The following is a 14,369-nucleotide window of genomic DNA, read 5'->3' as shown; positions in this document are numbered from 1 at the left end:
TCATTCCACGGTCTGGCGGCCCTCGGGGAGGGCGCTGCAGGAGCTGCGGAAGGAGCAGCGCTTGCAGTGTTCGCCGGTGGCGGGTGCGAAGCGTTCGTCCAGGACGCGGCCGGCGGCGGTGGCCAGCAGGTCGCCGACCCACGCGCCCGAGCCGCCGGGGGACAGCGCCTCCTGCGCCTGGATCTTCGGGACCTCGTCGCCGCCGTCGCGCTTGGCGGCCCCCTGGCGCAACTGGACGAGTTCGGCGCCGCCGGGTTCGGGGCGGCGGCCGTCGAAGACCTCGTCGACGGCCCCCTCGCGGACGGCGAGCTGGTAGACGGCGAGCTGGGGGTGGCGGGCGACCTCGTCGCGGGTGGGGGCGCCCTTGCCCGTCTTGAAGTCGACGACGTACGCGCGGCCCTGCGGGTCGGCCTCGACGCGGTCCATGGAGCCGCGGATGCGGACGGCGTACTCGCCGGCGTCGAGGGTGACGTCGAAGTCGTGCTCGGTGGCGACGGCGGTGCGGCCGCCGCGGTCGGTGGTGTGCCAGCGCAGGAAGCGTTCCAGGGCGGCGCGGGCGTTGTCCTTCTCCTGGCGGGACTTCCAGGGGGCGTCGAAGGCGAGGGCGTCCCAGACGGAGTCCAGGCGCTCCATGAGGACGGCGAGGTCGGCGGGGGTGCGGCCGGAGGCGACCTCGTCGGCGAGCACGTGGACGACGTTGCCGAAACCCTGGGCGGCGGTGGAGGGGGCGTCGGCCTTGACCTCGCGGCCCAGGAACCACTGGAGGGAGCAGGTGTTGGCGAGCTGGTCCAGGGCGCTGCCGGAGAGGGTGACGGGCCGGTCCCGGTCCCGGAGGGGGACGGTGGAGGCGGTGGGCTCGTACAGGCCCCACCAGCGCTGCGGGTGCGCGGCGGGGACCAGGGGGCGGTCCTCGTCGTCGGTGAGCGCGGCGAGCCGGGCCAGGCGCCGGGCGGCGGCGTCGCGCAGGGCGGGCGAGGCGTCGGGGTCGACGGTGGTGGCGCGCAGCTCGGCGACGAGCGCGGGGACGGCGAGGGGGCGGCGGGGGCGGCCGGTGACGTCCTTGGGGGTGACGCCGAGTTCGGTGAGGAAGCGGGAGGGCTGGTCGCCGTCCTCGGCGGGGGCCTTGACGGCGGTGACGACGAGGCGGTGGCGGGCGCGGGTGGCGGCGACGTAGAACAGCCGGCGCTCCTCGGCGAGGAGGGCGCCGGGGGTGAGGGGTTCGGCGAGGCCGTCGCCGCCGATGCGGTCGGCCTCCAGGAGGGAGCCGCGGCGGCGCAGGTCGGGCCAGAGCCCTTCCTGGACCCCGGCGACGACGACCAGGCCCCACTCCAGGCCCTTGGAGCGGTGGGCGGTCATGAGGCGTACGGCGTCGGAGCGGACGGTCCTGCCGGCGAGGGTGTCGGCGGCGATGTCCTCGGCCTCCAGCTGCTCCAGGAAGTTGAGCGCGCCGCGGCCGCCGGTGCGTTCCTCGGCGCGGGCGGCGTTGTCGAAGAGGGCGCAGACGGCGTCGAGGTCGCGGTCGGCGTTGCGGCCGGCGGTGCCGCCGCGGCGGGCCTGGCGTTCGAGGCGCTGCGGCCAGGGGGTGCCGTCCCAGAGGGTCCAGAGGGCCTCTTCGGCGGTGCCGCCGCCCTGGAGGAGCTCGCGGGCCTTGCGCAGGAGCAGGCCGAGGCGCTGGGCGCCCCGGGCGTACGCGGGGTCGTGCGCGGTGAGGCGTTCGGGCTCGGCGAGGGCGCGGGCCAGCAGGACGTCGGAGGGCGCGGGGACGGCGACCCCGGCGGCCCGCTCCTCGTCCCGCAGGGCCCGCCCGAGGCGGCGCAGGTCGGCGGCGTCCATCCCGCCGAGCGGGGAGGTGAGCAGCTCGACGGCGCCCTCGACCCCGACCCACCCTTCGCCTCCGGCGGCCGCGGACTCGTGCGCCTCGGCGCCGGTGGCCGTCGGCACCTCCGCGTCCGGGCCGGGGGCGGTCGGCGCAGCGGCCGTCCCGGGGGCGGTCGGCGCCGCCGCGGCCGTCGCCGTGATGCGGAGGGCCGTCAGGAGGGGGGCGAGGGACGGTTCGTGGCGCAGGGGGGTCGTCGTGGCGTCCGTCTCCGCCGGGACGCCCGCCGCGATCAGGGCGCGGCGCATCGCCGGGAGGGTGCGGCCGCCGGAGCGCACCAGGACGGCCATGTCCCCCCAGGGGACGCCGTCCTCCAGGTGGGCCCGGCGCAGGACGTCGGCGATGTTGTCGAGTTCGGCCCCGGCGGTGGGGTACGTGTACACCTCCACGCCGCCGCCCTCGCGGGTGGGCGTCAGGTCGCGGTGGGCCCGCACGGCGGCGGCGGGCAGGCGCGGGACCGGCATGCGGGTGGTCAGGAGGCGGGTCGCGGCCAGCAGGTTCGCGCCCGAGCGGCGGCCGACGGTGAGGGCGCGGACCCGCGCGCCGGGGAAGGACGTCTCGAAGTCGAGGACGTTGTTGATGTCGGCGCCCCGGAAGGCGTAGATCGACTGGTCGGGGTCGCCGAAGGCGACCAGGGTCCCCGCCGGGCCGTTCAGCGCGCGCAGCAGCCGCAGCTGCGAGGCGTCCGTGTCCTGGTACTCGTCCACGTAGATCACGTCGTAGGAGGAGGACAGCGACGGGGTCTCCTCCGCGAGGAGGACGGCGCGGTGGACCAGCTCGGCGTAGTCCAGGGAGCCCTGGAGGTCCAGGACGTCGAGGTACTCGGAGAGGAAGGCGGCGGCCGCCTTCCAGTCGGGGCGGCCGATGCGGTCGGCGAAGGTGGCGAGGGCGGTGGGGCCCAGGCCCAGCTCACGGGCGCGGGCCAGGACGGCGCGCACCTCGTCCGCGAACCCGCGGGTGGTCAGCGCGGCCCGCAGGTCCTCCGGCCAGCGGATCGAGCGCAGCCGGCGCTGGCCCTCCAGGAGGGTGCGGACCATCACGTCCTGCTCCGGACCGGACAGCAGGCGCAGCGGGTCCGCGAACAGCTCGTGGTCCTGGTGGGCGCGGACCAGGCCGTAGCAGAAGGAGTGGAAGGTGGTGGCCTGCGGGGCGCGGGCGCCGCCGAGCCGCAGGGCGGCGCGGTCGCGCAGTTCGACGGCGGCCTTCCGGCTGAAGGTGAGGACCAGGATGCGGGCCGGGTCCGTGCCGGCCTCGACGCGGGCGGCGGCCGCCTCCACGAGGGTGGTGGTCTTGCCGGTGCCGGGGCCGGCCAGGACGAGCAGCGGTCCGCCGGTGTGATCAACCACCGCCCGCTGGGCCGCGTCCAGAACAGGGGGGGCCACCTGCCGCGGGCCGGTGCGCACCAGGCGGTACGCGTCGGGCGTACGCGTACGCCGCTCCGTGCGGCCGGGAGAAGAGGTGATCACGTGGGGTGCCGGTCCTGGTGGGTCTGCGGGTGCTGTCAGCGGGGCGGACGGCGCGGGCGCCGGAGCCGAAGAGGCAACGCTACGGCAACCGGCGGGGCCGCCGCAGTCCCTCCCGGTGGGCCCGGACGCCGGCCCGCGGGGCCCGCGGCCCGTCCCCCGTACGGGCCTTCGGCCGCACGTCCGCCATCCGGATGGCCGAAGCTGTCAGGTGTGAGCCTCGTCGCCTCCGGGCCCCTCCCCGCGCCCGTCCCAGCGTGCCCGCCGCATGGCCAGCCGGGGCTCGCCGGAGGGGGTCTCGCGCAGCGGGGTGCCCTCGGTCCGGTAGTGCTCCAGCGCGCGCCGCTCGTGCCCGGGCAGGGGTACGCCGTCCGCGCGCACCACCCGCCACCAGGGCACGGCTCCCCCGTACAGGGCCATGACGCGGCCGACTTGGCGGGGTCCGCCCTCGCCGAGCCACTCGGCGACGTCGCCGTACGTCATCACCCGGCCGGGCGGAATCCGCTCGGCCACCTCCAGTACCCGCTCCGCGTACGCGGGCAGCTCTCCGCTCATTGGGCCCATGGTGCCGGATGCCTCGGGCGGCGCGTCGGAAGCTTCGGTTCCATACCGGCGCGCACCCTGATGCCCCGCTGGGCGGCCGGTCCGTGCCACCATCTTCCGGGCGGTGACTGGTGATACGTGATCAAGAAGAGACGGAAGTGACGGCGAAGGAGCGGGGTGTGAGCCCTCCGGACGGTGCGGGAACGGGCGGGGACGCCCGCCCGGACAAGGACGCGCCCGACGGGGATGCCGCACGCCGTGCGGAGCCCGCCGGGAGCCGCGGCGGCGACCCCGAAGGGGACGCGCACGCGCACCCCGCCGGCGACCCGCCCGCCGCGGGGCCGCGCCCGCACGACCCGCACCCCGACGACCCGCCCGGCCACACCCCGACCGCGGCCGACCGCGTCGAGGTGGACGAGCCGCTGCTCGCCGCCCGTGTGCACCGCCCGTCCGACCTCGTACGCCTGCTCGTCGGCCTCCTCGGCATCGCCGTCGTCCTCGGCATCGCCGCCTTCGCGCACGGCACGACGGTGGGCCTGGAGGCCGACATCAGCAAGGGCACCGGCCAGGCGCCCGACCTGCTGATCAAGGTGGCGGGTCTGGTGTCGAGCATCGCGGTGCTCCTCGTCCCCGTCGCCTTCGCCATCGAGCGGCTGATCAAACGCGACGGGCTGCGCATCGCCGACGGGGTCCTGGCCGCCGTCCTCGCGCACGGGGTCACCCTCGCCACCGACCTGTGGGTCTCCCAGGGGGCCGCCGACACCATCCAGGAGGCGTTGACCCGCTCCGCCGGTGACGGGGCGCTCACCGACCCGGTGCACGGCTACCTCGCCCCGGTGATCGCGTACATGACGGCCGTCGGGATGACGCGGCGGCCGCGCTGGCGGGTCGCGCTGTGGGTGGTGCTGCTGCTGGACGCCTTCGCGATGCTGGTCGGCGGGTACACCACCCCCTTCTCGATCATCCTGACCGTGCTGATCGGCTGGAGCGTGGCGTACGGGACCCTGTACGCGGTCGGCTCGCCCAACGTCCGTCCCACCGGGCAGCACCTCCTCGCCGGGCTGCGCCGCGTCGGCTTCCAGCCGGTCAGCGCGATGCGCGCGGAGGCCCCCGACGGGGACACCGCCGAGACCGGGGACCGCGGCAGGCGCTACCACGTCACCCTGGAGGACGGCCCGCCGCTGGACGTCACCGTCGTGGACCGCGAGCAGCAGGCGCAGGGGTTCTTCTACCGGGTCTGGCGGCGGCTGACCCTGCGCGGGATCACCACCCGGCGCAGCATCCAGTCGCTGCGCCAGGCCCTGGAGCAGGAGGCCCTCCTCGCGTACGCGGCGATCGCGGCCGGGGCGAACGCGCCGAAGCTGATCGCCACGTCCGAGCTGGGCCCGGACGCCGTGATGCTGGTCTACGAGCACCTGGGCGGGCGCACCCTCGACGCCCTGTCCGACGAGGAGATCACCGACGAGCTGAGCCGCAACGCGTGGGAGCAGGTACGGGCCCTCCAGTCGCGCCGGATCGCGCACCGCCGGCTCACGGGGGACGCACTGGTGGTGGATCGTTCCGGCAAGGTCGTCCTGACCGACCTGCGGGGCGGTGAGATCGCGGCCGGTGACCTGGTGCTGCGGATGGACGTCGCGCAGTTGCTGACCACGCTGGGCCTGCGGGTCGGCGCGGAGCGGTCGGTGGCGTCGGCGGTGTCGGTGCTGGGCCCGGACACGGTCGCGGACTGCCTGCCGCTGCTCCAGCCGATCGCGCTGAGCCGCTCCACGCGGGCGACGCTGCGCAGGCTGGCCCGGGAGCGGGCCGACCGGCAGCGGGAGGCCGTACTGGAGTCCTCGCGGGCGGCGAAGGCGGCCCGCGAGGAGGCCGCGGGCACGGCCGGGACCTCGGGGACCTCGGCGGCGGCGGAGCGCAAGGCGGAGAAGAAGGCGCTGGACGACGCGCTGGAAGGGGCCCGGGAGGAGGACCTGCTGAGCCTGATCCGCAAGCAGGTGCTGCTGATCCGCCCGCAGGCCCCGGTGGAGCCGGCCCGGCTGGAACGGATCCGGCCGCGGACGCTGGTGTCGTTCATCGCCGGTGCCTTCGGTGCGTACTTCCTGCTCACACAGCTGGCGCACGTGGACTTCGCGACGATCGTCGGCCAGGCGCAGTGGGGCTGGGTGGGCGCCGCGCTGGCCTTCTCGGCGCTGACGTACGTGGCGGCGGCGATGAGCCTCCTGGGCTTCGTGCCCGAGCGGGTGTCGTTCCTGCGGACCGTCGTCGCGCAGGTGGCGGGGTCCTTCGTGAAGCTGGTGGCCCCGGCGGCGGTCGGCGGCGTCGCGCTGAACACGCGGTTCCTCCAGCGGGCCGGGGTGCGGCCGGGGCTGGCGGTGGCCAGCGTCGGCGCCTCGCAGCTGTTCGGGCTGGCGAGCCACATCCTGCTGCTGTTGTCGTTCGGCTACCTGACGGGGACCGAGAAGACCCCGGAGATGACCCCGTCGAGGACGGTCATCGCGGGTCTGCTGACGGTGGCGGTGCTGGTGCTGGTCGTCACGGCGGTGCCGTTCCTGCGGAAGTTCGTGGTCACGCGGGTACGGGCGCTGTTCGCCGGTGTGGTGCCGCGCATGCTGGACGTGCTCCAGCGGCCGCAGAAGCTGATGACGGGCATCGGCGGGATGCTGCTGCTGACCGGCTGCTTCGTGATGTGCCTGGACGCGTCGATCCGTGCCTTCGGGGGCGGGGAGACGCTGAGCTACGCGAGCATCGCGGTGGTCTTCCTGGCGGGCAACGCGCTGGGCTCGGCGGCGCCCACGCCCGGCGGCATCGGAGCGGTGGAGACGACGCTGACCCTCGGGCTGATCGCGGCGGGGCTGGAGAAGGAGGTGGCGATCTCCGCGGTGCTGTTGTTCCGGTTGATGACGTTCTGGTTGCCGGTGCTGCCGGGGTGGGTGTCGTTCAACTACCTGACGCGCAAGGAAGCGATCTAGCTCCGGGAGGGGCGTCGGGTCACCCGGGTGGACCGTCAGCGGGCGGAGGGCGGGGCGGGCGCACACGATGGGGGTATGCCGACGATCGTCCTGCGGACCACCGCCGCCACCGCCCTCGCCGCCGCGCTGCTCACCACCAGCGCCTGTTCCGCCGGCAGCGGCGGTGGGAAGCAGGCCCCGGCCGGAGCGGCCGCGGACACCAAACCCCTCGTGTGGGGGGAGTGCGCGGCCCCCGACGCCGCCGAGGGCGGGGGACAGGCGCCGCCCCCGGACTGGCAGTGCGCCACCCTCGACGTGCCGCTCGACTACGCCAAGCCCGAGGGGGAGACCATCCCCATCGCCCTGATCCGGGCGAAGGCCACGAAGCCGAAGGAGCGGCTCGGCTCGCTGGTGTTCAACTTCGGCGGCCCCGGCGGCTCCGGCATCACCACCCTGCCCGGCGCCGCGAAGGACTACGCCGCCCTGCGCACCCGCTACGACCTGGTGAGCTTCGACCCGCGCGGCGTCGGCCGCAGCGCCCCCGTGCTGTGCGAGAACGACAAGCAGCTGGACGCGTACTACGCCCAGGACTCCTCCCCCGCCACCCCCGAGCAGGAGAAGGCCTTCACCGACGGCCTGCGCACCTACCAGCAGGCCTGCCGGGCCAGGTCCGGCAAGGTGCTGCCGTACGTGGGCACCGAGAACGCCGCCCGGGACCTCGACCGCATCCGCCAGGCCCTCGGCGACCCGAAGCTGAACTACTTCGGCATCTCCTACGGCACCGAGCTCGGCGGCGTCTACGCCCACCTGTTCCCGAAGAACGTCGGCCGGGCCGTCTTCGACGCGGTCGTGGACCCGACGAAGGACTCCGAGCAGGGCGCGCTCGGCCAGGCGAAGGGCTTCCAGCTGGCCCTGGGCAACTGGGCGCAGGACTGCGTGGACCGGGGCGAGCAGTGCAGGCTCCAGGGCACCACCGCCAAGGAGATCGAGGACAACATCGTCACGCTGCAGAAGCAGCTGGCGGCCAAGCCGATCCCCGGCATCGGCGACCGGATGCTCACCGAGACGATGGCGACGAACGGCATCGCCCAGGCCCTCTACTCGAAGGAGCTGTGGCCGCTGCTGGAGCAGGGCCTGGACGAGGCCGAGGGCGGTCAGGGGCAGCTGCTGATGGCACTGTCCGACGCCCTCAACGGCCGGGACCAGCAGGGCCGTTACAGCAACATCGGCGCCGCCAACACGGCCATCAACTGTGCCGACTCCAAGGACCGGTACAGCCTGGAGGACACCAAGGCGAAGCTGCCGGAGTTCCGCAAGGCCTCCCCGGTCTTCGGGGACTTCCTGGGCTGGGCGCTGATGAGCTGCACGGGCTGGCCGGTGGCCGGTTCCTGGCAGACGCCGGACGTCTCCGCCCCCGGCTCGGCCCCGATCCTGGTGGTCGGCAACACCGGCGACCCGGCGACCCCGTACGAGGGCGCGCGGAAGATGGTGGAGCGGCTGGGCAAGGGCGTGGGCGTGGAGCTCACGTTCAAGGGGCAGGGGCACGGCGCGTACAACAGCGGGGACGCGTGCGTGCAGCGGGCGGTGAACGCCTACCTGCTGGACGGGAAGGTGCCGGGCGCGAACACCGTGTGCACTCCCGGGACGGGGAACGACGGAGGGGTCGTACCGCCGAGCGGTACGACCCCTCCGGGGCAGGTCTAGTAGACCGGCTTCTCGGGCTCGATCTGGTGGACCCAGCCGATCACGCCGCCGCCGACGTGGACGGCGTCCGCGAAGCCCGCGTTCTTCAGCACCGCGAGGACTTCCGCACTGCGGACACCCGTCTTGCAGTGCAAGACGATCCGCTTGTCCTGCGGGAGGTCCTGGAGGGCGGTGCCCATCAGGAACTCGCCCTTGGGGATCAGCTTCGCGCCGGGGATCGAGACGATCTCGTACTCGTTCTTCTCGCGGACGTCGATGATCTCGATGTTCTCGCCCTCGTCGATCCACTCCTTGAGCTGCTTGGGAGTGATCGTCGAGCCGGCGGCGGCCTCCTGGGCCTCCTCCGAGACGACGCCGCAGAAGGCTTCGTAGTCGATGAGCTCGGTGACGGTCGCGTTCGGACCGCAGACCGCGCAGTCGGGGTCCTTGCGGACCTTGACCTGGCGGTACTGCATCTCCAGGGCGTCGTAGATCATCAGACGGCCGACGAGCGGCTCGCCGACCCCGGTGAGGACCTTGATCGCCTCGGTGACCTGGATGGAGCCGATCGACGCGCAGAGCACGCCGAGGACGCCGCCCTCGGCGCAGCTCGGGACCATGCCCGGCGGCGGGGGCTCCGGGTAGAGGCAGCGGTAGCAGGGACCGTGCTCGGACCAGAAGACGGAGGCCTGGCCGTCGAAGCGGTAGATCGAACCCCACACGTACGGCTTGTTCAGCAGCACGCAGGCGTCGTTGACCAGGTAGCGCGTGGCGAAGTTGTCCGTGCCGTCGACGATGAGGTCGTACTGGCTGAAGATCTCCATCACGTTCTCGGCTTCGAGCCGCTCTTCGTGAAGGACCACGTTGACGTACGGGTTGATGCCCAGCACGCTGTCACGGGCGGACTCCGCCTTGGAGCGGCCGATGTCCGACTGGCTGTGGATGATCTGGCGCTGCAGGTTGGACTCGTCGACCTCGTCGAACTCCACGATGCCCAGGGTGCCGACGCCGGCCGCGGCCAGGTACATGAGGGCGGGCGAGCCGAGGCCGCCCGCGCCCACGGCCAGCACCTTGGCGTTCTTCAGGCGCTTCTGGCCGTCCATCCCGACGTCCGGGATGATCAGGTGGCGGGAGTACCGACGGACCTCGTCAACGGTGAGCTCAGCAGCTGGCTCGACCAGGGGTGGCAGCGACACGGGGACTCCGTAGATGGGTAAGTCTGAACGGTGGTTCTTCCCGTAACACTGCCACGCCCTTCTTCATTCCGAGACACCCGGTCCGATACGTGAGACGAATTCGTCCCAGTAGGCGGGCATCGACTCCCAGGGGTCCCGGTCGGGGGTCGCGCGCCGGTCGGTGAACCAGATGGTTCCGGCCCCCTGCCAGCGGGCGATGCGGACCGCTTCGTCCAGGTGGGTGCGGGGCACCCCGTGGACCAGGTGGCAGAACCGCTCCGGCGGGTGGTCGGCCGTCCACTCCGCCACCTGCGACCAGCGGTAGTCGGCCCAGGCCCCGGAGAAGGTGACCAGCTGGTCGGCGGCCTCCAGGTAGCCCTCGCAGGGGTGCGTGCCGTGTCCGAGCACGATCCGCAGCTCGTGCCCGAGCCCGCGCAGGGCGTCGGTGAGCCGGCGGACCCCGGCGAGCCCGGAGCGGCCGGCGGGGGCGTCGGCCAGGTAGAAGCCGCCGACGCCGTACCAGTCCCGGAAGCGGTGGGCGTCGGAGACCAGCTCCCCGAACGGGCGGGCGCCGCCCCGCAGGGCGAGGTGGCCCAGGACCGTCCCGCCCGCGCCGCGGAGCTTCGCGGCCGCCTCGGTGCAGTGCGGGTCGGGGCGGCCGCCGGGGCCGCCGGAGACGTTGAGCACGGCCCAGTGCAGTGGGGTGCCGGGGCGGGTCAGCTCGGCCCACTCCACCGGGGCGAGCAGCGGGTGCGCGTAGCCGGGGATGCCCAGGCCGAGGCGGCCGGACTCGGTCGCGGCGGCCGCCGTGGCCCCGGGCGGGGTGGTCAGATGCGGCACGCCGCCTCCATCCAGATGTCCGCGAGGGACTCCTCCAGGTTGATCCGGGGCCGCCAGCCGAGCCGGTCCCGGGCGGTGCGGACGTCGGCCTGCTGCCAGGCGCCGCAGCCGTCGGGGTACGGGAACGGCTGCGGGGCCGCGGTCGCGAGCTGTTCGGCGGTGGCCTCCGAGCGGGGGGAGCCGATGCCGGCGAGGCCCTGCGGGCGGCCGGGGTGGCCGTGCTGCGGGGTGTTGTGCGGTCCGCCGTGCGGGACGTCGAGCTCGTTGAGGGCGCCGCCGTACCCGGCGACCCGGGCGAGGACGGCCGCCGCGTCGCGCAGCCGGACCGCGCGGCCGGTGCCGATGTTGACGACGCCCTGGGCGGCGGACAGGGAGGCGGCGTGCACGGCCCGGGCCACGTCCCGTACGTCGACGAAGTCGCGCTGCACGCCGAGCCCGCTGAGCTTGAGCTCCCCGTCCCCGGACTGCATGGCGCGCCGCATGGCCTCGGCGAGCCGGCCGAGCGGGGACCCGGCCGGGGTGCCGGGGCCGACGGGCGAGAACACCCGCAGGACGACGGCGTCCAGTCCGGAGCCGAGCACCAGCTCGGTGGCGGCGAGCTTGCTGACCCCGTACGGCCCTCCGGGTCTCGGGACGGCGTCCTCGGCCGTGGACGAGCCGGGCTGGCTGGGCCCGTACTCGGCGGCGCAGCCGAGCTGGACGAGCCGTGCCCCGCAGCCGCTGCGGCGCAGGGACTCGCAGATGGTGGCGACGGCGACGGTGTTGTGGCGGGTCAGTTCGCGGGCTCCGCCGCGGGTGGCGCCCGCGCAGTTGATGACGACGCCGGGGTGGACGGCGTCCAGGAACCGGGTGAGGGCGCCGGGACTGCCCGTGGCGAGGTCGAAACGGACGTCGGCGTCGTCGCCCCGGCCCAGCGCGGTGAGCTGGACGGCGGGGTCGGCGAGCAGCCGGTCCGCGACGTAGCGGCCGAGGTAACCGTTGGCTCCGATCAGCAGCACCCTCATCGCGCGGCCCCTCGGTTGGTTGGCTGGCCGGTCATCCTTTTCTCCTTGGTGAGTTGTCGTTGTTCAGGGGGTACGGCGCTCAGGGACGCGCGTGTGCGGAGGCACGGGACAGCGCGAGGAAGGCGTGTACGAGGAGTGCCGCGACGGCCGCGTACACCGCGGTCGGGGCGGGGACCAGGGCGAGCGCCAGGGCGGCGGCCACCGGTGCGCGGTGGGCGCCGTGGCGCAGGAGGAGCCGGGCCAGGAACAGCAGCACCGCGAGGGGTACGGCCGTCGCCCGGTCGGCTCCGGCGAGCGCGGCGGCCCCCGTGGCGGCCGCGGTGGACAGCAGGAGCGCTCCGGCCAGCAGGGGCCGGGCCCCGGCGGCGAACTCGTCCAGCGCCCGGCTCCCGGCGAGCCGGCGCCGGGCCCGGGCGGCGTAGAGCGCGGCGGTGAGGTGGCCGGGGGCGACGGCCAGGGCGAGGGCCGCGCCGAGCGCGGGCCCGTCCCGGTGGGCGGCCCAGCCGGCGACGGCCGCGGCGAGCAGGTGGGCGGCGGCGGGGAAGCGCCCGGCGGCGGCCCGCCCGGGCCACACCAGCGCGGCGGCGGCGAGCAGCCCCCCGAGCACCCCCGCCCCGGGGACCCCGGCGGCGACCGCCGCGCACGCGAGGGCGCCGGGCAGCAGGGCGCAGCCGAACCGCCGCATCCCCGCCCGGGCCGCGGCCGGGGCGGGAGCGGGCCGTTCGGCGGGCTCCTCGCCGCGGGGGGTCCGTGCGTACAGCTCCTCGGCGAGCGAGAACACGTCCCGGTGCCGGAACCGCGCGGCGGTCCGGTCGGTGATCCCGCACGCCTCCAGCCCGGCGGCGACCTCCAGCGCGTCGACGGCCCGTTCGCAGAGCTCCCGGTGCCGGTGCAGCAACGCCTTGACGGGATCCCCGCCCCGCCGCGCTCCGATCCCGCCCGGGGGTCCCCCCGCGCGGGGCCCGGGGGAGTGCGAGGCGTGGGGGCCCAGAGGCAGGGCCCCGGGCAGCGGCGCCGCGCCCCCGATGTCCGACGTCGTCATACCGCCGCCTCCTCGGCGGCGGCACGGTCGGCCCCGGCCGGCTCGGCGGCGGTCCAGGTCGGCGTGCTCCAGTGCCCCGGCACCCGCGCCTCCGCCGGCCGGGCGAAGGGGACCTCCCCCTCCGCCCGCGAGGAACCCCGGGCCAAAAGGCGCAGGTAGCTCTCCCGGAAGGCCTCCACGTTCTGCTCGACCGTGAACAGCTCCAGCGCCCGCGCCCGCGCCGCCGCCCCCAGCCGCTGGGCCCGTTCGGGGTCACCCAGCAGGGCCAGGCAGGCGTCGGCCAGGGCGCGAGGGTTGCGCGGGGGGACCACGAGCCCGGTGCCGCCGATGACCTCGCAGACGGCCCCGACGTCCGTCGACACGGTGGCCCGGCCGCACAGCATCGCCTCGGCGAGGGTGATGGGGAAGCCCTCGATCACCGAGGACAGCAGCACGATCCGCCCGGCGGCGTACGCGTCGGCCGGCGAGGGCGCCTCCGGGCCGCCGATCTCCTCGAAGCCGACGGGGTTCTCCCCGACCGTCCGCGCGTCGGCGGCCTCGTCGGGGAAGAGCTGTGCGGCCAGCGAGCGGCAGTCGGCGAGGTAGCCGGGCGCGGCGGCCGTCGCGAAGATCCGCAGCCGGGTCCGCGGCGCGGCCCGGCGGACCTCCGCGAAGGCGTGCAGCAGGCCGATCAGGTCCTTGGCCGGCTCCACCCGCCCGACCCACACCAGGGTCTCCGGGTCCCCGCACCCGGGGTCCTCCCCGACGGCGGCGAATCGGTCCGCCTCCATCCCGGGGTACACGGTCCGCAGCCGCTCGCGCGGCGCACCGCACCGCTCCTGCCAGCGGCGGGCGTGGGCGTTGCCGGGGGTCAGCAGGTCGGCGCGGGCGTAGATCTCCCCGGCCAGCCGGACGTGGAAGGCCGCGAGGAGCGCCCGGACGGCGAGCCGGGGGGCGCCCACCGCGCCGCCGGGCGCCGCAGGGGTGCCGGGGACCTGGTCCAGGTAGTGGGCGCGCAGCTGCACCCCGTACTCGGTGACCAGCAGCGGGACCCCGCAGAAGCGTTTGGCCAACAGCCCGGGGAGGGCCGCCACCCCCCCGGCGGCGGCGTGGCAGACGTCGACGGCGCCGAGTCCGGGCTCCCCGTACCAGTCGAGGGACAGCGGCCGCAGCAGCCGCTCCAGTTCGTCGGCGAACTCCAGCAGGTCGGGGACCCGCGCCGCCCGTACGCCCCGGCCCGCGCCCGGGGCCCGGCAGCCGGCCTCCAGGACCCGTACCGCGGTCTCCGAGCGCAGGGCCGCGTACATCCCGCCCTGGGTCCGGGCGAGTTCGGCGAGCCCGTACAGCCCGGCCGCGAAGGCCTCCGCCGATTCCGGGCCGGCCGGGGCCCCGCTGCCGCCGCAGACGCCGCGCACCAGTTCCCGGAAGCAGTCGGCGAAGCGCCGCCGCTCGCGCCGCGAGTGGGTCCGGCCGTCGTCGGCGGGGGCCCACAGCGGGGCGGTGCGCACGCGTGTGACGTGCCGCGGGAGCGGGACCCGGCCGCGCTCCTCCTGTGCGGCGCTGCGGCTCAGCGCGTAGAGCTCGAACTCGTGCTGCGGGAGTCCGCGCACGAGCCGGTCGCACCAGAGCCCCGCCTCTCCCGCCGCATACGGATAACCACCTTCGGTGAGCAGTCCGATCCGCACGAGTGGCACCCCCGTTCTCCCGTTCCTGGCGGCCGCCGTAGGTCCGGTGACCCGCCGCGGGAGAACTCAAGCGGATACACCGGTGGCACGACGGACGGTTGTCCGTCGCGCCACCGGAAGGGGTGAAGAGTCGT

At 75.2% G+C, this 14,369-nt stretch carries 9 protein-coding genes; 2 read left to right on the top strand and 7 right to left on the bottom strand.

Going from position 1 to position 14,369, the window contains the following annotated elements:
• Positions 1-3,342, bottom strand: a complete 3,342-nt coding sequence (locus ACZ5NJ_RS18620; RefSeq protein ID WP_468766114.1) for an ATP-dependent helicase — start codon at positions 3,340-3,342, stop codon at positions 1-3.
• A 204-nt stretch (positions 3,343-3,546) separates the two neighbouring features.
• A complete protein-coding gene (locus tag ACZ5NJ_RS18615; protein ID WP_468766113.1) occupies positions 3,547-3,996 on the bottom strand; it encodes an MGMT family protein in 450 nt (149 codons plus the stop codon).
• Positions 3,997-4,013: 17 nt separating this feature from the next.
• On the opposite strand from ACZ5NJ_RS18615, the gene ACZ5NJ_RS18610 reads away from it, so the two are divergent.
• Positions 4,014-6,848 carry a lysylphosphatidylglycerol synthase transmembrane domain-containing protein gene (locus ACZ5NJ_RS18610; RefSeq protein WP_468766112.1) on the top strand — a complete coding sequence of 945 codons (2,835 nt, stop codon included), beginning with the start codon at positions 4,014-4,016 and terminating at the stop codon, positions 6,846-6,848.
• A gap of 75 nt (positions 6,849-6,923) precedes the next feature.
• Entirely contained in the window at positions 6,924-8,531 is a 1,608-nt protein-coding gene (locus ACZ5NJ_RS18605; protein WP_468766111.1) for an alpha/beta hydrolase, read from the top strand.
• Here the strand turns inward: ACZ5NJ_RS18605 and moeZ are convergent.
• The 5 genes from moeZ to ACZ5NJ_RS18580 all read right to left on the bottom strand — a co-directional run bounded on the left by moeZ (position 8,528) and on the right by ACZ5NJ_RS18580 (position 14,235).
• Positions 8,528-9,706, bottom strand: coding sequence for an adenylyltransferase/sulfurtransferase MoeZ (gene moeZ / locus ACZ5NJ_RS18600; protein ID WP_045950911.1), 1,179 nt, complete (start codon positions 9,704-9,706; stop codon positions 8,528-8,530). The two genes, ACZ5NJ_RS18605 and moeZ, sit on opposite strands and share 4 nt — an antisense overlap.
• Positions 9,707-9,769: 63 nt before the next feature.
• Complete coding sequence (locus tag ACZ5NJ_RS18595) at positions 9,770-10,525, bottom strand: spherulation-specific family 4 protein (protein WP_468766109.1); 756 nt, start codon at positions 10,523-10,525, stop codon at positions 9,770-9,772.
• Entirely contained in the window at positions 10,513-11,529 is a 1,017-nt protein-coding gene (locus ACZ5NJ_RS18590) for an NAD-dependent epimerase/dehydratase (protein WP_395508830.1), read from the bottom strand. Before ACZ5NJ_RS18590 ends, ACZ5NJ_RS18595 begins: the two co-directional genes overlap by 13 nt.
• A 79-nt stretch (positions 11,530-11,608) precedes the next feature.
• Entirely contained in the window at positions 11,609-12,571 is a 963-nt protein-coding gene (locus ACZ5NJ_RS18585) for a hypothetical protein (RefSeq protein ID WP_468766108.1), read from the bottom strand.
• Complete coding sequence (locus tag ACZ5NJ_RS18580; RefSeq protein WP_468766107.1) at positions 12,568-14,235, bottom strand: DUF3492 domain-containing protein; 1,668 nt, start codon at positions 14,233-14,235, stop codon at positions 12,568-12,570. The genes ACZ5NJ_RS18585 and ACZ5NJ_RS18580 overlap by 4 nt, the downstream gene beginning before the upstream one ends.
• Positions 14,236-14,369 lie beyond the last annotated feature (134 nt).

This window comes from Streptomyces sp. NPDC032091 (genome assembly GCF_055580265.1).
Note: the sequence above shows the minus strand (reverse complement) of the source record. Positions and strands in the feature narration are given on the sequence as shown.